16 protein-coding genes are annotated in these 21425 nt (G+C 48.9%); 9 read left to right on the top strand and 7 right to left on the bottom strand.

The annotated features are described in order from the left end of the window. Positions 1–70 precede the first annotated feature (70 nt). Positions 71–1690 carry an acyl-CoA synthetase gene (locus C9I92_RS06580; RefSeq protein WP_047885018.1) on the bottom strand — a complete coding sequence of 540 codons (1620 nt, stop codon included), beginning with the start codon at positions 1688–1690 and terminating at the stop codon, positions 71–73. Between the two features lie 231 nt (positions 1691–1921). Between C9I92_RS06580 and C9I92_RS06575 the strand changes: the two genes are divergently transcribed. The 5 genes from C9I92_RS06575 (at position 1922) to C9I92_RS06555 (ending at position 9024) form a co-directional block, all read left to right on the top strand. Beyond that, positions 1922–4288, top strand: coding sequence for a PAS domain-containing sensor histidine kinase (locus C9I92_RS06575; protein WP_047885019.1), 2367 nt, complete (start codon positions 1922–1924; stop codon positions 4286–4288). A gap of 118 nt (positions 4289–4406) precedes the next feature. Further along, entirely contained in the window at positions 4407–5057 is a 651-nt protein-coding gene (locus tag C9I92_RS06570) for a response regulator transcription factor (protein ID WP_047885020.1), read from the top strand. A gap of 301 nt (positions 5058–5358) precedes the next feature. Next, the gene (locus C9I92_RS06565; RefSeq protein WP_047885021.1) at positions 5359–5832 is read left to right on the top strand and encodes a GrpB family protein; all 474 of its coding nucleotides are present in this window, start codon (positions 5359–5361) and stop codon (positions 5830–5832) included. A 114-nt stretch (positions 5833–5946) separates the two neighbouring features. Continuing rightward, complete coding sequence (locus C9I92_RS06560; protein ID WP_047885022.1) at positions 5947–6504, top strand: GNAT family N-acetyltransferase; 558 nt, start codon at positions 5947–5949, stop codon at positions 6502–6504. A gap of 501 nt (positions 6505–7005) precedes the next feature. Then, complete coding sequence (locus tag C9I92_RS06555) at positions 7006–9024, top strand: methyl-accepting chemotaxis protein (protein WP_053061804.1); 2019 nt, start codon at positions 7006–7008, stop codon at positions 9022–9024. Positions 9025–9219: 195 nt separating this feature from the next. Here the strand turns inward: C9I92_RS06555 and C9I92_RS06550 are convergent, their stop codons facing one another. After that, positions 9220–10194, bottom strand: a complete 975-nt coding sequence (locus C9I92_RS06550) for a glycosyl transferase family protein (RefSeq protein ID WP_047885023.1) — start codon at positions 10192–10194, stop codon at positions 9220–9222. Positions 10195–10432: 238 nt separating this feature from the next. Between C9I92_RS06550 and C9I92_RS06545 the strand changes: the two genes are divergently transcribed. The 3 genes from C9I92_RS06545 (at position 10433) to C9I92_RS06535 (ending at position 13665) form a co-directional block, all read left to right on the top strand. Then, positions 10433–11173, top strand: a complete 741-nt coding sequence (locus C9I92_RS06545) for a dienelactone hydrolase family protein (RefSeq protein WP_047885024.1) — start codon at positions 10433–10435, stop codon at positions 11171–11173. A gap of 88 nt (positions 11174–11261) precedes the next feature. After that, entirely contained in the window at positions 11262–11576 is a 315-nt protein-coding gene (locus C9I92_RS06540; protein WP_047885025.1) for a YbjQ family protein, read from the top strand. 520 nt (positions 11577–12096) lie between these two features. Next, the gene (locus tag C9I92_RS06535; RefSeq protein WP_047885026.1) at positions 12097–13665 is read left to right on the top strand and encodes an ABC-F family ATP-binding cassette domain-containing protein; all 1569 of its coding nucleotides are present in this window, start codon (positions 12097–12099) and stop codon (positions 13663–13665) included. A 199-nt stretch (positions 13666–13864) separates the two neighbouring features. Here C9I92_RS06535 and C9I92_RS06530 read toward each other — a convergent pair whose 3' ends face one another. Next, complete coding sequence (locus C9I92_RS06530) at positions 13865–14749, bottom strand: LysR family transcriptional regulator (RefSeq protein WP_053061805.1); 885 nt, start codon at positions 14747–14749, stop codon at positions 13865–13867. Between the two features lie 182 nt (positions 14750–14931). Between C9I92_RS06530 and C9I92_RS06525 the strand changes: the two genes are divergently transcribed. After that, positions 14932–16911, top strand: coding sequence for an alkyl/aryl-sulfatase (locus tag C9I92_RS06525; RefSeq protein WP_047885027.1), 1980 nt, complete (start codon positions 14932–14934; stop codon positions 16909–16911). Positions 16912–17247: 336 nt separating this feature from the next. Here C9I92_RS06525 and C9I92_RS06520 read toward each other — a convergent pair whose 3' ends face one another. From C9I92_RS06520 to C9I92_RS06505, 4 genes are all read right to left on the bottom strand, one after another. Continuing rightward, positions 17248–18351: a hypothetical protein gene (locus C9I92_RS06520; RefSeq protein ID WP_047885028.1), complete on the bottom strand. Its 1104-nt coding sequence runs from the start codon at positions 18349–18351 to the stop codon at positions 17248–17250. 127 nt (positions 18352–18478) lie between these two features. After that, positions 18479–19324 (bottom strand): ABC transporter permease, encoded by an 846-nt coding sequence (locus C9I92_RS06515; RefSeq protein ID WP_047885029.1) that lies wholly within the window; start codon positions 19322–19324, stop codon positions 18479–18481. A 17-nt stretch (positions 19325–19341) separates the two neighbouring features. Continuing rightward, entirely contained in the window at positions 19342–20175 is an 834-nt protein-coding gene (locus C9I92_RS06510; protein ID WP_047885030.1) for an ABC transporter permease, read from the bottom strand. Between the two features lie 68 nt (positions 20176–20243). Next, positions 20244–21392 carry an ABC transporter substrate-binding protein gene (locus C9I92_RS06505; RefSeq protein ID WP_047885031.1) on the bottom strand — a complete coding sequence of 383 codons (1149 nt, stop codon included), beginning with the start codon at positions 21390–21392 and terminating at the stop codon, positions 20244–20246. Positions 21393–21425: the final 33 nt, after the last annotated feature.

The following is a 21425-nucleotide window of genomic DNA, read 5'->3' as shown; positions in this document are numbered from 1 at the left end:
GATTATGATTGTTATGCGTTGCGTTTCCGCAAAGAGCGGGGAGCGGGTGCTCCCCGTTTTGCGTTGTGGTTCAGAGCTTTTTCGCCCAGTCGCGCAGGACGTACTTCTGCACTTTTCCGGTAGAGGTTTTTGGTAGGTTGGTGAAAATAATGGTCTTCGGAATCTTAAAGCCAGCCAGATGTTCGCGGCAGTACTCGACAATTTCCTGCTCGGTGGCATATTCGCTTTGCTTGAGCGTGATGAAAGCACAAGGTGATTCGCCCCAGCGCTCATCCGGTTTAGCAACGACGGACACTTCCAGAATGGCCGGGTGTTTGTAGAGCACGTCTTCCAGTTCGATGGTCGAAATGTTCTCGCCGCCGGAAATGATAATGTCCTTCAGGCGATCCTTGATCTCGATATAGCCGTTCGGGTGGCACACGCCCAGGTCGCCGGTATGAAACCAGCCGCTTTCAAAGGCTTCTGCGGTGGCTTCCGGATTTTTCAGGTAGCCTTTCATCACAGTGTTACCGCGCATGAAAATCTCACCGATGGTTTTGCCGTCTTTGGCTACCGGCTTGAGGGTCTGAATATCGGCCACCATTACGCCTTCAAGGGTCGGGTAACGAACCCCCTGACGGGACTTCAGGGTGGCTCGTTCTTCCAGGGTAAGCGCATCCCACTCTTCATGCCATGCACAGACGGTGACAGGCCCGTAGACTTCGGTTAAGCCATAAACGTGGGTAACCTTGATGCCCATTTTTTCCACATCGCCGATGACTTTGGCGGGTGGTGCCGCCCCGGCGACCATAGCGTTGACCGGGTGATCAATTGCTGCTTTGGCTTCATCGGGCATATTGATCAGAGCGTTCAGGACAATCGGTGCGCCACACAGGTGGCTGACCTGATGTTCACGGATCAAGGTCAGGATTTTTTGCGGGTCAACCCGACGCAGGAACACGTGGACGCCAGCCAGAGCAGTTACGGTCCATGGGTAGCACCAGCCGTTACAGTGGAACATTGGCAGGGTCCAGAGATAGACCGGGTGCTGTCCCATTGACCAGGTCATCTGGTTACCCAGCGAGTTCAGGTAAGCTCCGCGGTGGTGGTAGACCACGCCTTTCGGATTGCCGGTGGTACCAGAGGTATAGTTGAGAGAAATGGCCTGCCATTCGTCTTCCGGCCACAGCCATTCAAAGTTCGGATTGCCTTCAGCCAGAAAAGCTTCATAGTCCAGTTCGCTGGTTGCTTCACCTTCACCATATTCCGGATCGTCAACGTCAATAACCAGAGGCGGATTGTCCAGCAGAGCCAGCGCGTCGCGGATTACTTCATGGAATTCGCGGTCACAGATCAGTACCTTGGCTTCGCCGTGGCCCAGCATAAACGCGATGGCTTCCGCGTCCAGGCGCACATTCAGCGTGTTCAGAACCGCCCCGATCATCGGCACGCCGAAATGGGCTTCCAACATAGCCGGAATGTTCGGCAGCATGACTGCGACGGTATCCCCTTTGCCAATGCCACGGCCGGAAAGAGCCGAGGCGAGTTGACGGCAGCGTTGATAGGTTTCTGACCAGTTGCGGCGAATGGAACCGTGAATGACGGCTGGGTACTCAGGGTAGACGGCAGCGGTGCGCTCCAGAAAACTCAACGGGGTGAGTGCGATGTGGTTAACTGCGCAAGGTGTCAGACCCATATCATACATTGACATGTAATATCCCTCTTACTTACTGGTTATTCCGTTATCAGATAAAGTTTGTTATCAAACTGGCTTCGTAAATTTAATGTTTTTTTAACATGTGGTAATTTATAGCAAGTCTGTAAGGATTATGGAAATAGCCTATAGTCTTATAGTGTTTTTACTATATCTCGGCTCCGAATACAGAAGTCCTCGGAAGTTTTAGACAGAATGTTATTGATAACAGCGGCTTAGGAAGGTGGCATGGAAAGCGAGCAGGCACGGCTTTATCTCGATTTATGGTTGCGTTTATTGCAGCAAGGGTCGGCAGCGGAACAGGCTGCCGCCTTGTGTCGCTATGCCTCTTACTGGCCCGGTGTACAACAGGCATACTGGTTAAGCTGGCAGCCGAATGAGCAGATCTATGCCCATGATGGTGGCGGTCCAGCCTTACCTCCGGGACAGGGCGATCCGCTTCAAGCCAGCGACGCGACTCTGCATGAGCAGCTACTGAGACAGGTTTGTGTGCCACTGCCTGATATCCGTCAGGGCGAGACCTGGCTGGCGGGGCGTTTGCGTCGTGCCGGAATAACCCAAGGGGGAGCGATTGCCCTGATGCCGGGCGGACAAACGGCAGATGGACATGGTGTACTGGTTGTCGCCACTGAACAGTCTTGCCATGCCGAGCCGCTGGGCGCGATGGGAACCATGCTCAAAGCGTTATTGGCCAATCGCCCGGAGCAACCACCTGCAGTGATGCTGCTGCAAAGTGATCCGTTGCCCGGCGTGCGTTTTGACCGGCAAGCCACTCCGAAAGCCATGAATGCCGCCATGCAGAATCTGCTGGCCCACCGGCCAGAATCGTCGCTGCAGAGCCTCTTACCGGTTAATTACGTACAGCTGATCACGTCTTGTCTCCACCAGAAGAGGGCGATAGGGGAAGTGGAATCGGAATGGGAAGGTAAGTACTTACTCTGGCAGTTTCTTCCCGAACCGTCGCTGGCATCGGTACTGGTGCGTTGTCGCGATGCGACCGAGGAAATTCGCAGTAAACGCGAAGCCGCTGTTGCCTCGCGGCTCTATCGTCTGATCACCGAAAATACCACCGATCTGATCTCTCGCCATACTCCCGATGGCCGTTTTCTGGATGCCTCGCCGGCATCGTGGACATTGCTGGGCTACTGGCCAGAAGCATTACGTGGATTATCGGTCAGAAAATTATTGCACCCGCGTGATAGGGGGCACTCACTTTCGCTGGCTGCCGACGCACTGGAACGCGACGGCTATTTGACTCTGACTTACCGCATTCGCCATCACGATGGGCACTACCTGTGGTTTGAAACCGCATGTCGCGGCATTCGGGAAACTTACACCGGTGACGTGGTGGAAATCGTCTGCATTTCAAGGGATATCACGGCCAGAGTGCGGGCCGAAGAGAAAAACCGACGACTGGCGGAAGTCGTCAGGGCCAATACTGATTTGGTGTTGTTTACTGATTCACAGTGGCAGCTGACCATGGTGAATCCTTCTGCTCGTCAGGCGCTGGGTATTTGCGAGCAGAGCCCTCTGCCAAATCTCGCGCAATTACTGACCCCACAGGATTTTGCAAGGCTGCGTCAGGAAGGTTGGCCGGGGGCTATCCGGCTGGGGGCGTGGACTTCCGAAGTGAAACTGCTACCGCTCAACCAGCAAACCGGTTTCGTGGCCTCACTGGTGTTACTGGCTCACAAAGGTGCCGGGGGGCAATATTACTTTTCGCTGGTGGCACGGGACATGACAGAGCGGGAATTACGCGAGGCTGAGCAACGACGCCATCAGGACGAACTGGCACACACGGCACGACTAGTGACGATGGGGGAACTGGCATCCGGGATTGCCCATGAGTTAAACCAGCCACTAGCCGCAGTAATGAATTATGCCAGCGCCAGTCAGCGATACTTGAAAACCCTCCCGCAGACTCCCGACAATACCGTGCGAGTGGCTGAGGGACTTCGGTTAATCAGTGATCAGGCCAGCCACGCGGCGGCAGTCATTAGTCGACTGCGGAGTTTTCTGCGCAAAGGGTCTCGCAATATTCAATTGCTGGATATCGATACGGTTATCCGGGAAGCCATGGATCTCTGTGCCTGGGAGGCCAGTCGGCACAAAGTGACTATTCAGTATCGTGCCATCGATAGTGAAAAGGGTGAAGACGGTGACATGCAAAAAAAGACCTTGCACGCCAAGACCATTTTGAGTGCCATGAAAACTGGAGAGGGGGAAACGCTGCCACCAGTTTATGGTGATGCTGTTTTGCTGGAGCAAGTACTGATTAACCTGCTGCGCAACGCCATTGAAGCTAATTGGGAGCATCGCCCGCAGCAGGAATCGCAGGTTGATATTACAGTCAGTACCTGTGCCGACTGGTTGTATATTCGGGTTTCCGATCAAGGCCCCGGACTCCGGTCGGATCAACATGACCTGTTGTTCACCCCGTTTTATACCAGTAAGCCGGATGGATTGGGGCTGGGGCTGTCAATGAGCCGCACCATTGTGGAAGGTTTTGGCGGTGGTCTCGATGTTGAATCCTCAAATGGGGTAGGATTAACGTTTTGTTGCTGGTTGCCGCTGCGCAGCAACACAGAGAAGTGATGCCAGAAAATGGAAGTCGCTGGCTTTGCATAAAAAGCCGGTGTCAGGATGAAGAGGCCAGACAAGGATAAGCCGCGGGGTATCAGGAACCCCTCGCCTTTGATGTTAGGAGCATGACATGCCGAGTGAGCAGATTGTATATGTGGTTGATGATGATCAGGGAATGCGTGATTCAACCCTTTGGTTGTTTGAGTCGGTGGGGCTAAAAGCCGTGCCGTTTGCCAGCGGTCAGGATTTTCTGACGGCGTGTGATCCCAAGGCTAATGCCTGCGTATTGCTGGATATTCGCATGCCGGGCATGGGTGGGCTGCATGTGCAGGAAGAGATGCATCGTAGGGGTATCCACCTGCCAGTTATTTTCGTTAGTGGCCATGCTGATGTACCCATTGTGGTGCGGGCGTTTAAAGCCGGCGCGGTCGATTTCATTGAAAAACCCTACAATGAGCAACTGCTGCTCGACAGTGTTCAGCAGGCACTCAATCATAAACCCACCGTTACAGGTAACGGTACTCAGCAGGCGATACAGGAAAAGTTGTCTGCCCTCACACCTCGCGAGCAAGATATTTTTCTGCCGCTGGTCAAAGGGTATACCAATAGAGAAATCGCCGAACAGCTGGGAATCAGTGTCAAAACCGTCGATTTATACCGCTCGCGAGTCATGAAACGTCTTGAAGCCGATCACCTGCCAGCTCTGGTCGGTATCGCTATTGCCGCCGGGATGGTTGATCCGCTCGACTTGCGGGCAAGTCAGCAAGTATCGCACGTTTAAGCATCGACGCATAAGCCATAAACATGTCGGCAGCAAACATGTAAGAAGAAAACATGAAGGCGATGAAGCAACCTGTTTTAAGTCTGCTCCCTAAAGCTTCATTGCGTTCGGTAATGAGGCATTATTCATTAAGAATCAAACACTCGATATAAATATGAAAGCCTGATTGAGTGAAAAGCGCAGGCTATTGAAGAGCATGTTCATGTTAAGGATTGAATGGGGACTACACGACAGCACCCAATCAATCAGACTCACAGGTACGGGGCCGAATATCTAGAGTGTTTTGCCCTTCCGAGGAAATATGAAATTTTACAGAGCGGACCAATATCAAGCCTCTTGTGAGGCGTTGTTTTTTCGATACAAGCGCGAAATACAACAGTTACTTTCTGATGCAATTATTGAGCATATAGGTGCATATTCAATACCGAAGGCGGTGTCGAAAGGTGATCTGGATATTTTTGTCGGCGTAGAGGCCAACGAGTTAGAACTTGCCGTCCAAATACTTACGACTTTAGGGTTTCAAGAGAAAGTGGACACACTCAGAACTTCCGAACTTTGTATGTTGGAATCAACCGCAGATGAGGAGGTTGCATGTCAGGTTGTTTCCAATGGCTCTGAATTTGAATGTTTTTTGGTGTTTCGCGATACATTGCGTGCAAATTCTTCGTTAATTCAAGAGTACAATGAACTCAAAATGTCTTGTGAAGGTTGGCCTCAGGAAGAATATCGTCGAAAAAAATCGGCTTTTGTTAAGCAAGTTCTAGCTCAGATATAGCGGGATGTTCAGGATTTTATTACGAACTGCAGCATTATACATAACCTTGTATATTGCGTGGTCGCGTCAATGAATGTGTATATTCAAATTTAACGTCCACCTTGAAATATAAGAATGATAATGGAAACAAACAGACTTATTTTACGTCAGTGGAAGAGTGAAGACTATCAGCCTTATGCTGAATTATGTTCCGATCCTCATGTGATGAGATATTTCCTTACCACTCTTTCTCGTGAAGAAAGTGATGAGCAAGCCAATAAATTTCGGCGTCTCATTACAGAACGAGGATGGGGTTTTTGGGCCGTTGAATTGAAATCGACAGGACAATTTATCGGTTTTGTCGGGCTACATTACCAGGATGAGAACAGTGGATTTCCCAATGTCCCGTTTATTGAAATCGGCTGGCGGTTGTCATCGGCCTTTTGGGGACAAGGTTATGCGCCAGAAGCCGCGCAAAAAGCGTTAGAGTTTGCTTTCGAAGAGATAGCTGCACCCGCCGTTTATGCTTTTACCACGTTGCAAAATACACCTTCGCAACGAGTAATGCTGAAGTTGGGCATGGTTAATACACATCAAGATTTTAGTCACCCATTGGTGGCGAAAGGACACCTTTTAGAGCGGCACTGCTTATATCAGATAACGAAAGAGCAGTGGCTGAAAAAATCGAAATAACAAACAGCCCTGCAAGGAATGCCACTGTGGGGTATATTCATGCCGCCGAGCCGAAGCGGCTACAGTTACACAATACTTACAACACTTATTTGCCCCTCAGTTTGTCAAAATCCTTTTGTCAATTTTATGCAAATAAAACGGTTTTGTGCTGTTGCATTTTATAAGATGTTGATTATAAAGATATAAATAACTTTATCCACAAAAACGGTGGGTAACTTTATGGTAAATTTCACAGCGCGCTGTTTGTTTTGTGACCACTTCAGAGTGGTGGCGATTAAGTGCTTTCAGTTGTGTCTGTATGTCTGTGGGATTTTCTTTCTCTTTTCATTTGCTTTTTAAGTGATGAAAGCTGTGTGCGAGAACCTGCACTCTGACGGCTTTGCCGGCGGGTGAGCATGATCATGAATTGATGAAATAGTGAGCGCAAAAAAGACCCTACCCGCGTCAGGTTTGCTACATTGGATGTGTCAATGGATTGCCTTTAATTAGAAGAGGTTACTTATGAATAACCTGCTCCGAAACCTGACGATTCAACGCACGTTGTTGATCGTCTTCCTGATCCCGACAGTGTTGTTATTGTCAGTAACGGGAATACATATCCGAACCTTGCTCAACGAGCTTGATGCATCTGAACGAGCCGAAGAAACGGTCCGGCTGTTTAACCTTTATGATGAGGTTGCCCACCAGTTTGCGGTGGAACGAGGGTTAACCGCCGGGGTCGTGGGTGCCAAAGGGCAGGGACCGCAGGTTGAACAACTGAAACAGCAACGGGTTAAAGCGGATCAAGCCTATCAAGCGCTGTTGGACTTCTCACCGGCGTACCTCGAACCGCAAATGACTCAAACCCTGCAGGCCGCGGTAAAGCAGGAGCTGGATCGCCGTCAGTCGATTCGGCGTCAGGTCGATAGCCTGCAATTGGTGGATTCCCCATTTGCTTATTACTCCAATCTGAATCATCTGGTGCTGGATAATCTGTCAGTGATGTTATCGCTTGTTACGGATCCTGAGCTGAAACAGCAGATGCAGGGGCTGTTACAGTTGCTGGTGATTAAAGAGCAAGCCGGGATGGCACGAGGAGCGTTGAATGGTGCGTTTGCTGCCGGGCAAAGCTCGTTGGATCGCTATGCGCAAATCGCGGAATTTATTCAGGCTGAGCAGTATGCTTTGCGTCAGGCTAAGTTGCTGCTGACCGGTGAATGGCTGTCGCGCCTTGACAGTGCTGAGCGGCATTCAACCTGGCAACAGGTGGCGTCTATTCAGCAGTCTTTCCTGTCTCAGAAAGCCAATCTTAGCGCATTGAAAGGGCCGACGGCTCCGGACTGGTTTCGTCTGGCTACTGAACGTATCGGGTTGGTGAAAGCGATGCGTGATGAGTTGTCGGCCGAATTAATCCATCACGTTCAGGCTGATAAATCGCAAAATCAGTGGGCTTTGATGGGATACGGCGGGATGATCGCCTTGATCATTGTTCCGTTGATCTGCCTTACTATCATTGCGCTACGCGCTTTGAGTCGCCGAGTCGACAACTTTGTTGATAAGCTCTCTGAGATGGCCAAACACAAGGATCTGTCGCAACGTCTGGCCGAAGGCCGAAACGATGAATTTGAACGCATCGCCTGTCAGCTGGACCGCCTGTCCGGTAGCATGACCGACACCTTGCAGAAAGCGCATGATGTTGCCAGTCGAACCCGGGACGAAATGACTAAGATGGTCGCACTTATTGCGCAGGCGCGGGAGGACAGTGAGCTGACGCATACTCGCTGCGACAGTATCGCGACGGCGATGACGGAAATGGCCCAAACCAGTGAGCAGGTGGCGGAAATCACCAGTGAGGCGCAGCACAGTACCGATCAGGTGCGTAGCCGGGCTGAATCCTGTTATACCCACAGTGAGGAGTCGATGGAGTCTACTTCGCACCTGTTGGAAAACGTGAATAACACTTACACCTGCATTGAGGGGCTGGAGCAGCAAATGGGCAGCGTCTCGGCCATTCTGGATACCATCAATGCTATTTCTGAGCAGACCAACCTGCTGGCGTTGAATGCGGCGATTGAGGCTGCTCGCGCGGGTGATCAGGGACGGGGCTTTGCTGTCGTGGCAGATGAAGTGCGGGTGCTGGCACAGCGCAGTAAGCAGTCCACGGAAGATATACGTCAGCTGCTGGAGGGGATCTCACAGAATGCCAAAATCTCGTATGACAACATGCAGCAGAGCCGGGAAGCCAGTTATCAGACGCAGGATGTCGTGTCAGAGACTAAAGGGCTGGTGGAAGGGCTGATTAGCCATGTCAATGAGATCGCGGAGTTCAATACCAGCATTGCTGCTGCCTCTGAGCAACAATCGCAAACCGCCCGCAGCGTGGACAGTGATGTAGACGGCCTGCTGGAACTGGCAGGTAATACGAAACAGGCCATTGCCGATATTCATGCCGAAATGTCGTTGATTGAACAGCGAATGGCAGAGCTGTCCGCGGAAGTGGATCAGTTCAAAATTGGCACGTACGGCAATATCCGAGACTGACAAGTTACACCCCAGAACTTAAAACCAAAAGCTCTGAACCACAAATGTGAAAAGGGGCGGCTCTGATTGGTCAGCCCCTTTTAATTTGTGTTGAATCGGTAGATTAAAGCTAAATCTAGCTACTAGTTGCGCGTAAGTATTGTTCCCCGTTTTCTGGTTACTGGCACTGAACATTGTGATCGCTACATACGACCGCTAAACCTGATGACGCTGATGCCACCAAGTACTGGCTTGCTCAAGTGCACTGTCTTGATCCGGACATACACCCATCATTTTCAGAATAATAGCTGCGGTACTGATGACTGCGTGATCACCATAGTGATTGACAGCTTCGCCCTGCCACACTTGGTTGAGGTAGTCGCCACTGATCTCGCCATGTTTCCCCGATGCGCCTTCCAGATAGGTCGGCCATTCTTCCTGGTAGACCTCTCCGTTTCTGACCCCGGCCACTCGGCATGCCGTGCGTGGGCTGCGCTCGCTTTCCCCGCCTTCACCTTTGAATGCGACCATGTTCAAATCACCGACCAGCTGGGCGGCTTCAGCATGCAGTTGCTCGTACCCCTGATGGAAAATGCCGTGAATCCCGAATTGGGCCGCGGTTGGATTGAGTGAGCGGGCAACCGTGTTGAGTGGGGTTCGCAGGCCCACCTGGTTACGCAGTGCCAGCAAATCAACCAGAGGCTCGCAGTAACTGGAAAGTGGGATATAGCAAATGTTGTCTGTCGCCAGCACTTGCCGCGCCTCATCCGGGGTACTGGCCTGACGGATACCCAATGACGGACATGCGCTTTCGACCTGATATTTGACAGCATCGACGGCTTTATGGCCGCTCAGCATGATGCGGATCCCATTCTGAGCCAGCAGTTTGGCAGCGAGCAGCAACCAAGGTGGTTGACGGCGCTTACCGGCAAAGCAGGGCCAGTCGACGTCAACATCCAGAGCCTGCCACGCAGGATCAATCCGGCTGCGCAGGGCCTGAATATATCCGGCTGCTTCTTCGCTGGTTTCGCAACGAACCCGTTGTAGCATTAACAGGGTGGCCAGTTGCAACAGCTCGGCTTTGCCGTCGAGATACAGCGTTAGGGCGTCACGGGCTTCGTCCTGGGTCAGTGGGCGGCGCCCTTTCTCACCCCGGCCAACGAGTTTGATGTAGTCTGAGAACGCAGTCATAGTAATTCCGTGTTATCGCTGGCATCAGGCCAGTCTGTGTGGAGTGTTGAGTTTCGAGACAGCTTGGTAAATGGCAACGTTATACGTTTTAGCTGTCTTCGTCGCGACGCGATAGGACGGCTATGCTACCACCTCACAATTCAGCCACTTAATAAATAACCTTTATAGCTTATACCTTCACAGGTGCCGTTTTTTTCTACACTTAATTGCAGTGACGACCACAGACAGGAGAGGCATCATGAAAAAAGCAACAGCGTGTTTAGTGGCAATATGCGGGTTGTATGCAGCCAGCGGATGGGCCGTTGAAGGCAAAGAAGTGGCCTATGAAGTTAACGGCCAGCCTTATCAGGGCTATTACATATCACCGGGAAAAGACGCGCCGTTGGTGTTGCTGATGCATGACTGGGACGGACTGACTGATTACGAAGTGAAGCGGGCGCAGATGTTGGCCGACAAAGGATATGCGGTGTTTGCTGCAGACCTGTTTGGGGCCGGTGTGCGGCCGACCGAGGTCGAAGATCGTCGTCAGCATACCGGTGAGTTGTATAAAGACCGTGAGAAAATGCGCGCCCTGATGCGAGGGGCATTGGCTGCTGCAAAAAATCTGGGCGGCAATACCAATGATGCCGTTGCAATGGGATATTGCTTTGGTGGTGCAGCGGTACTGGAGCTGGCTCGCTCCGGCGCAGACATGAAAGGTTTTGTGACCTTCCACGGCGGTCTGGCAACCCCTGAAGGGCAGGATTACAGCCAGACCAAAGGGGATATTTTGGTGTTCCACGGGGCGGCCGATACCGCCATTCCCATGACAGATCTGGTGGCGTTGTCGGAATCGCTCGAAAAAGCCGGGGTGGACAATGAACTGATCGTTTACAGTGGCGCGCCTCATGCATTCACGGTATTCGGGTCTGATCGCTATCGGGAAGAGGCTGACCGAAAGTCATGGGCGCGATTTCTGACGTATCTGGCGGAAAAATAAAATCGGCCCGTGAAGCGATAGCCTGAACCTTAAGTGGCATCAACGGTCAAATTCCGCATCATAACAATTGATTAGCGAGGCTTCAGATATGTTGTATGTGACAACTCCGGATATTCCGGGGCGAGAAATTGCCGAAACTCTGGGTACGGTTACCGGTAATGTGGTGCAGTCGAAGCATGTCGGCCGCGACATTATGGCCGGTTTGAAGAACATCTTCGGTGGTGAAATCCGTGGCTATACGGAAATGCTGAATGAAGCCCGTGCAACCGCAACCCAGCGAGCCATTGATGAAGCCGTGGCTCTGGGGGCTGATGCTATCGTGAATGTCCGTTTCACGACCAGCGCTATCATGGAAGGCGCCTCTGAAATTATGGTGTATGGCACCGCTGTAAAACTAAAGTAATGAATGCTTTTGGTTTTGCACTTCTATCTGCCCTACAGGCTGTTACAGCGCAAAAGTGTACGAATCAAAGCCTCCGCTAATCGGGGGCTTTATTTTGAGCATGTTCTGAGCTTAGCCAGGCATGGGGAAATTAAAAATCTCACTTAATCAAAGACTAGTTATGAGGCGGTTTTAATATACTTAATACAATTTATGAGTGACTTATCTAGGGAATGGCTAACTTGGATATGTACAGAAAGGTGTTATGGTTGCTAGCCTTGACTTGCTATTCCCAAATACATACTCTACATCCAACATTTCTTTAGGAGATTACGCCAACATGAATAACTAAACCTGTCATCCATTTTTCATTTTATTTTTGGATTTACAGGGTTAGTAGGCGTAGCTCACTTTCCGATATTTCTGTGCAATCATATTTTTGGGTATTTGCATCGCTTGAATAAGCGCGTGTGTTTGCATAGAACTCATCTCTAAAACTGTCTAGCTGCGGCTGTTGTCCCTGTCATACGGGAGGCAAATTATGCCAGTCTTACAGGCGTACAATATCAGTCATCAATTTGATAACGGTGATACGTTGTTTCAACAATTGTCATGCTCCATGACAAAGAACCGAGTGGGGTTGGTCGGTCGCAATGGTGTTGGTAAATCGGTATTCGCTGCGATATTGAGTGGTGAATATATACCTTCAAGTGGCACGGTCACGTTACCAAAGTCCTTCGCGGTGTATCGCCAGCAACCATCGCATTTATTATCTGATGGGCTGTCTATTGCGCAGTTTTTAGGTAAAGCCGACGTGATTGAAGCGTTAAAACAGATTGAATCAGGTGATTGCGCAGAGCAATGGTTCGACGTGATTGGTGAGCAATGGGATTTATCCTTGCGACTGACTCAGCAACTTATAGACATGGGCTTACCACCAGAACCCAATTTTTTATGCTCTCATCTGAGCGGTGGCCAACTAGCTCGATTACAGCTTTGGCAGTTGTTTGAAAGCGACGTTGAGTTGCTGATTCTTGATGAGCCTTCTAACCATCTTGATACTCATGCAAAGCAGTGGTTAATTGAATCGATACGAGTTTTTGAGGGGGCGATTTTACTTATCAGCCATGATCGCGGGTTATTACGTGAAATGGACGAAATCTGGGAACTTTCTGGGCTTGGCGTGCAGGTGTTTGGCGGAAATTACGATGTTTACGCCGAACAGAAACGTATCGAGTTACAAGCCGTAGAGCGACAACTCGCCAGCATTGATAAGCAGAAAAAAAAGTTGGAAGAGCAGGCGCAGCGAAATCGAGAAAAGTCTGAGCAAAGAGCAGCCCAAGGTAACAAGTTACGTAAAGAGGGCAGCCAGGCGACGATTTTACTTGATGGAAAGAAAGACAAAGCAACGGCACGTGCGGCGAATCGCAAAAAAAACGAGCAACGTCGTCAAGCTCACTTACAAGAAAAAGAGCAGACGTTGCAAGCGAGAAAAGAGCAAATGAAAAGCCAAAAGCTGTATCTGGCAGACAGTCAAAGTCGCTTGCGTAAAGTGGTCTCGATACTTGAAGGCGTATTACCTTTTGGTCGCGTTCGACCTATAACGCTGCAAGTCTATGCCAGTGATAAGATACATCTGATGGGTAAAAATGGTTGTGGCAAATCAACGTTGTTGAAAACGCTAATAGGTGAGTTCTCGCTGCAACAAGGGGAACTGCAGTTGAATACGCCATTGTATTATCTCGACCAACATTTCGGGACAATTAGTCGCGAGCTATCGTTGCTGGATAACTTGATACAACATTGCGACGGAATGAAAGAGAGCGATGCCAGAACATTGCTGGCAGGTATTGGATTTCGTGGTGACAGTGTATTTCGTCTTGGTTACATGCTTAGTGGCGGCGAGAAGATGAAGTTAGCGATGTTGATTGTTAGTCATCAACCATCCCAACCTTTGTTGTTGCTTGATGAGCCGGATAACCACCTCGACATCGAGTCGAAAATCATGTTGGCACAGGCTTTACTGACGTATCGTGGCGGCTTCATTCTCATTAGTCATGATCATGACTTTATTCGTGAATCTGGGGCCAGTCGACAAGTGACTTTGTAAATTCTTTAAATGCAAAGTTAGGGCACACATCTAGTCTTAGGGGGCATGAAACGGCCCCTCTCTGACTGAAGCTAATCGCTACACCCCAAAACCGTAATTACTGTTAGAAACTCCCCATAGTGAATTTCTATTAAGTTGTTGAATATTAAAAATACACCGCGATAGGCGTGTGTTTTTGATTTGGAATGGTTTTGCTACGCTACTCTGCTGCCGTAAAAATTTCTACCAGCTTCTGGTGCAGAAACAGGTGTAACGGGTTAGACCGATTGACAAGTTGGGTGTAGCTGGACAGCGTGCCCTGAAAACGTGATGCGTCCGGTGTCGGGATACGCTTAAAACCTGCCGGAATATTTTTTAGCGTGGTGAGAATCGCGACGCGTTCATTGTTCATAAACTGATAAGCCAATTGCGGGCTGTCTAATTGATATTCAAAATCAAAGGTATATCCCAAAGTTACGAACTTTTCATAATACGGCGATTTGTAATCATTCCAACCGCTGCTGCGCAGCATAATAAACGGCCAGTTTCTGACGACATCAAAATTGGCCGTTGTATGACATTGTGCGATCGCAACGATAAACTCATCATCGGTAATTTTTCTCTGATAAATCTCACCAGAAATATCAGCATTCCAGTAATGGACGCCCAATGTAATTTCACCCTGGGCCATAGCTGTGAGGGTGGTTGGATTCCAGCTCGAGAGCACGATCTTACTTTTGGGTAAAGCGTGTTTGAGGCTTTGATAGATTTGCTGACCAAATTTATCCAGCGTGATCAGCGGCAAGGCGATAGTCAGGGTATCGTGACATTGGGCTGGATCAAACGACTTCTTCCGGAGCGTTGTCTGAATGGCAGACAGTGAGGACTGAAGCTGAGGTAAAATGTGTTGCGTATAGGGTGTTGGCTCCAGTCCACTCGGGGTTCGTTCAAACAGAACTTCGTCTAATTGTTCACTCAGGCGGGAAAGTTGTTTGCTGACGGCGCTTTCAGAAATCCCCAGCCTGACAGATGCAAGCTTCAGGCTTTTCACTTTACAGACCAGGATTAAGGTCCGTAACAAGTTTAAATCAACATGACTTTCCATTCAGTCAAATACGCCTTTCCAACAGTTCAATTGAGAGTCGATAGACTAAACAGACATTTTAAGAGCGTCAACTGAGCCTCGGCTGAATCTGTGACGTCCTGACCTGTGTTGATCCGGGGTATACGGGTATCGACATATTTAAGTGATGAATACAAAAGCGCTGCTGGAAATAAGGATAGAAAATGAAGTTGAAAAAGTCTGTTGTTTATCTGTCGATTGCATTGATTTCGCAATCGGTAATGGCCTCAATGGAGATTACACCTGACAGCAAGCCTGCCAGTATTTATACCATTGAGAAAAATGAAGCGGTCAGAAGCTCTTTGAATTTCGATAATCGCGATGACTTTAGTGCTGCGAGCCGAGGCTTTATTGCGACCTGGCCAGAAAAAACGATACGCGACAAAGCCGGTAATGTGGTCTGGGATTTCGATGCTTATCAGTTTGTGGATGCGCAGCAGAAGATCGACACAATCAATCCGTCATTGCATCGCATGGCTCAGTTGAATAACAAGGCGGGCCTATTTAAGGTGACGGACGGCGTGTATCAGGTACGCGGCTTTGATTTGTCGGTCATGTCTTTCATTCGGGGTGAAAGAGGCTGGATTGTGATCGACCCGCTTATCTCCGAAGAAACGGCCAGAGCCGGTCTGGCGTTATTGAATCAGCATGTTGAGAAATTGCCGGTGACGGCGGTGGTGATCACCCACTCACACATCGACCACTTCGGCGGCATTTGGGGGGTGACCACCAAGGAAGCGTACGATGCCGGTCAAGTCGCCGTCGTCGCACCAGAAGGTTTCTATGAGCATGCCATTTCTGAAAACGTGCTGGCCGGGAACCTGATGTCACGCCGTGCAAGTTTCATGTACGGAAACCTTGCAGAGCCTGGGCCAAGAGGCCTGGTCGATGCGGGTTTAGGCAAAACGACATCGACCGGTGTGCCGGGAATTGTTGAGCCAACATTGCTGATTCACAAAACCGGTGAAAAACACAAGATTGATGGGATCGAGTTTGATTTCCAGATGGCGAATGGCTCGGAAGCGCCGGCAGAATTCATGGCTTTTATGCCGAAATATAACACTCTGCTGGCTTCAGAAGTCATGACGCATACCATTCATAATATTTCGACCCTACGTGGCGCGCAGACCCGTGATGCCAGCAAGTGGGCGGACTATATTGATGAGACCATTCAGCTGTATGGTGACAAAGCCGACACCATGATTGCATCGCATCACTGGCCAACCTGGGGGAAAGCGAAGATCAAAGATCAGTTGGAGAAGACCCGCGACATGTATCAGTATGTCCATGACCAAACGTTGCGTCTGGCCAACATGGGCTACACCCCGAATGAGATTTCAGCCAGTATCCAATTGCCGACATCCCTGGATAAAGAATGGTACAACCGTGGTTATTACGGCACGGTTTCGCATAATGCCCGCGCAACCTACGACTTCTATTTTGGTGTCTGGTGGGATGGCAACCCAGCCAATTTGAACCCGCTGCCGCCTGAAGAAGCCGGGGCGAAATATGTGGAAGCCATGGGCGGGGCTGATCAGGTAGTCCAGATTGCTCAAAGAGCGGTTGAACGGGGCGAATACCGCTGGGCGGTGACTTTGCTAAATCACGTTGTTTTTGCTGATCCGTCGAATGCCCAGGCCCGGTATTTAGAAGCCGATGCCATGGAGCAACTGGGCTATCAGTCTGAGTCTGGTCCGTGGCGGAATAACTACCTGATAGGTGCGAAAGAATTGCGGGAAGGATTTAAACCTGCGCCTACGCCAGACACCACTGCCATCGCGAAAAATATGCCAGTGCGCTCTGTTCTGGAGTCGCTGACTGTTCGGGTGAACCCTGAAAAAGCGGCAGGTAAAACCATGGCCGTGAATCTGAAGGTTTCGGGAGATCAGAATTCTGAATCGGGTGAGTATGCCATGTTGTTGTCGAACTCAGTGCTGAAAACGTATCAGGATCGCCAACTGGATCACGCCGATTTAACGCTGACGTTCAGTCAATCGGATCTGGCGGACTTACTTGCTCGGAAAGCGTCGTTTGAAGAGCTGATCAAAGCCGGAAAATTCAAGGTTTCAGACAGCCAGAAGCTGGACGAACTGATGAGTATTTTTGATACCTTCGCGAATGATTTCGGGATTGTCACGCCGTAATCTGACGCCCAGCTTGATTCAAAGCGATGGACTTCTTGATAGCGGGATTAAACAGAAAACTGTGTGCGTGAATACGATTGCTATTGTTCCTTTGATTTACTGATTCCATGGGAGTATCTGGCAGTGTTTTTTGTGAATGGAAACGCTAATTCTCCGCTTAGCTAATTAGGGATAGTTTTCATTCGCTTTTTAGTTACTTGGTTATTATGCAATAACGCTATATTTGAAGGTGTTAATAAGAATAGACGTTCAAAACATGTGAGCGTCTATTCTATTTTTAAGCAGTTAAGCAGTTAAGCAGTTAAGCAGTTAAGCAGTTAAGCAGTTAAGGAGTGGTCAATATTTTGATGAACGGCATTCTTTCAAATACGTTTTATAGTCAAACCCGTCTAAAGATGCATATTGTCCCCCCAAATAGACCACGAGTCGTCCGTCGTTCGTGACTCTAAATCCAGTCGCGCCATCGGCTCCTTCGTCGGTAACACTGATGGAATAGCCCACGCTGGTTGAAGCTGCCGGGGTAGGACTGGTTGCGACGCTAAATGTGCCGTCATCGTTAAAGTAAGCAGGGTAAGCTTTGACTTGGTTTGTCCCCATATTTGCGCCACATGTGGTGTCTGTATAGGCGTGAACGATATACCAGTTCCCCGTACTATCTTCGACTAATTGAGCATTTTGACCGAGGCTTTTGTTACAGCCTGTATTGGATGGTGAGGTATAGCTGTTGACATAGGAGAAAGCGCGAATGTTAATTTCACCCTCGTTATCGGTGCCATATTGAAATAAATCTGCCACCGATGCCTTGTACGCCGCACCTTGTGCATTGTCCATGTCGTGTAAAATTAACCAATAGTCATCTTCATGGCGGTTAATCCAAACATCTGTGATTTCTTCTATTTTATGATCCGTTTGAGTCAATGTCGCCACCTGTCCTTTGTCGCCGTCGATGGTGAATTTACGAAAGCGAACCGTTTTTTCATATTGAGAGGCGACAAGTAAATAACCCTGATCCTTTGCGCTGTTCGTGGGCGCAGGTAACCAGGCAATACCGGATGGGTGTTGCTCACTAATATAAATTTTATCTTCAAGAGGCATGGTTTCGTGGCCGGAAATGAGGTCTTGGTTTGGATCAAACATACTTTCTGTGACCTGAAATGCGAGAATTTGTCCCTCATCATCTGAGCCTGTTTCGGAGTGGGAAATAAACGCGGTATGGGTACCATTGCTCCACTGGTGTGACAGTGCAAAAGATTGATGGTGGTCACTAATCTCAAAACTGTGATCAACTTCAGTATCAGCGACAAACGCTTGGCAGCTATTTGCCAGGCTGGACAACACTTGAACCATGGAAAGATTTAACCGAGGCTGTTGATAAGCATCAGAGGTTGCATAGACTGAGCTACTTAAACCCAAGATAACAGTTGGTATTATATGTTTCATTTTTAAAGTTCCATCTTTAATATTCAGATTAATTACAGATATTTAAATGGTGAGACGTTGAATTCTAACCGGGAAAATAATGGTTAAATTTAATGTTTAGATCTTTATCATGCTGTTTTATTTATTATTACCGCCCAATTTTTGACAACATCTCTGGTGATATAAATCGGCTGATAATAAACATGAACAGAATCGATGGGACGAGTAGTATCAGCGCCGTAATCGATGCGATTTGATAATTGCCTTCCATGCTTGCCGTATATAACAGGAGCGGTAAGGTGCTTATCTCTGGCGCACCGACAAAGAATGTTCCGGTGAACTCATCAAGTGATTCAAGGAACACGAAGATACCACTGGCCACAATACCCGGTGTCGCTTGAGGCAAAGTGATATGGAAGAAGGTATAGACAGGGCCTGCGCCCAAGTTTCTGGATGCCCGGACCATCAAAGGGTCTATGCCGGAAAAAGCGGCGACGCTAATCCAAACCGAAAACATCAGACCATGGACACTGTGTACCAAGACGACCCCGAGAAAAGTCCCGTTGAGTCCGAAGTCGTAGAATATTCTTGCTATGTTCATGTACACCGTCAGGTTAGGAAACGCCTGAGGGATCAGAAACAAAAGCATCCAGAATATTCTGAAAGGCATCTGTTGCTTAGAAAGCGCATAACCCGCAGGTATTGAGACGGAGAGACAGACCGCAACCGTGGTCAAAGCAATCAAGATACTGGTTGTTAGTGAGCCGGAAACATCACTATAAGGGCTGAACACCTGATCCCAGTATTTAAGTCCCCATTGGGAGGGTAATGTGTAAGGAAAATACCAAACCTCGGCCACAGTCCAGATAAGCAAATTGATGATCGGGCCGAACATGATCAATGCCAGACATATCACAAAGACAAGCTGTGGAAAGGCATCCAGACGTATTAAGTTTGAAAATCGGAATGTATTTGCTCTGGTCAAAGAGCGCATTGTTAGTTCTCTACTCACTATACACCAGCCTTATCTTTAAGATTCTGACGAAGATAGAACCAGGCAAACGCAGCACAAATGCAGTAAGAAATAAGGCCCAGTGCATTTGCGGTATGGTAATCACCGTAAGAATTGATTCGAAATGCCATGTCGGCGGTCATCATGGTGGGTGTGCCTGTGCCTATCATCAGCGGTACAGATAATGCTGACATCATCGTCACGACAGACAGGACCATGGCGACACCAATTGTTGGGACAATCTGAGGCAGGAGAATCTGAAACAGGATCCGAGTTCTTGAGCCCCCTAAGTTTCTCGCAGCACGGACCTGGGATTCATCGATGGCTGACATCGCCCCGGAAATAAGCAGCGTCGAAAAAGCGAGTTGTTTCCAGACAAAAGTAATGATGATTCCACTCCAGCCCAGAAATGAAATGGTTTCGAGAGGTGTAAATAGCCCGGCCTCAATGAGAACGTTATTCATCAACCCATTTTTAGCTAAAAAGGTTCTCATCATCTGAGCTGTCACGATGAGTGGGATGAACAAAGGCAGTCGATAAAGTACACCTAAAACCCGAACGAGCGATGTAAAGGGAGAGAGGCGTAATATTGCTGCAATGAATATCGACAGCACACATAAAATGACCATTGAACTCAGCACGATAATCATCGTAAACAGAATATCGTTGGAGTACAGTTCGACCGCATTCTCCAGATGCGTTTTCGTCAATGCACCTTCATCGGTGAATAGCGCGGAAAAAAGAGAAAAGATTAATGGATAGAGGAAAAACAGCCCCACCATTAATGCCGCCGGCAGAACCATCCAGATGTTTTTTATTGGGTTGTAATACATAATATTTCCAGTGAAAACAGCCACTATATAAAGCTCAAGAGGTGTGTGACCTCTCGAGCATACAGCGATTAATTTGCAACCTTACGCTCGTAACCTTCTTTGATATCATCAAAATAGGGTGCGATAGGGAAACTCTTACCGTACTTAGAGAGCTCATCCGGTGTAATTTCTGCGAATAACTTCTGCCAGCTCTGCTTATCCAGATGTTTTTTCACGTGTGTGGCATCAATGCCCGGATACCAGTTGAAACGTTTCACGATGCCCTCAGCTTGAATGTCGGGGCTGGTAGCCAACTCGATAAACTCGCGAGCGAGCTCTGGATTGGCCGCTTTGTCCGGCACGACGTAGTACATTGGCTGTCCTGGCATGCCCGGAGCAAGCAAAGTTAGTTTCAGTGAAGGCGGGATCTTGCCCTGTTCTTTCCAGCTATAGAACATATCGACCCATACTGGTCCCATGAAGATTTCGCCACGGTTTAGCATGTCTAGCGTACCGGCGTTACCCGGCGTGAAAGTGATGTTCTTGTTAAACACTTTCAGCTTTTCGAACGCGGTATCCCACTGAGATTGAACACCTTTTTGGTATGGCTTGGTTGACAGCTTATCTGCATCCGAGCCATATGCATAAACCCAACCCGTCACAAAACTCACACCAGACATACCGTTCTTGATGCCGTTGTAGCCGAATGCCTTCGGATTATTTTCAACCCACTGAACAAGCTCATCATATGATTTTGGGGGTGTCGGGATCAGGTCGCTGTTATACGCGATAGCTGTCTGGCTGTGGAACATTGGCATGACATACCCATCAACATTGGTACCCAGCGCATTTCTGGCACTATCACGAGTAACCATCGCGCCTGTATTGATATCGTCCCGGTAGCGACTTAAAAGCCCTTGCTGAACCATCTCTCCACCAATTTTTTGATGGACAACCGCGACATCGATATCCCACGCTTTCAGGCCACTCTTATTTTGAGCAGAGAGCTTTTCCAGAATTTTATGAGAGCCTGCATCGCCAGGGCCGGTACCAACAACATTAATCTTGACACCTGGGTGTGCGGCTTCAAACTTTGGCGCTAAGTAAGTTTTTACGTAGTCGACCATGTTTTGGCTTCCTGCAGATGCGACATTCAGTGTTGTTTCCGCTTGGCTTACGCCGGAAACAAGAATTGCACCAATAGCTGTCAGTAAAGTCATATTGGTTTTTACAAACATAGCTAGTCCTTAATTTAGGTAGTTACTCGTGGG

This window comes from Photobacterium ganghwense (assembly GCF_003025595.1).
Classification (GTDB): Bacteria; Pseudomonadota; Gammaproteobacteria; order Enterobacterales; family Vibrionaceae; genus Photobacterium; species Photobacterium ganghwense.
Note: the sequence above shows the minus strand (reverse complement) of the source record. Positions and strands in the feature narration are given on the sequence as shown.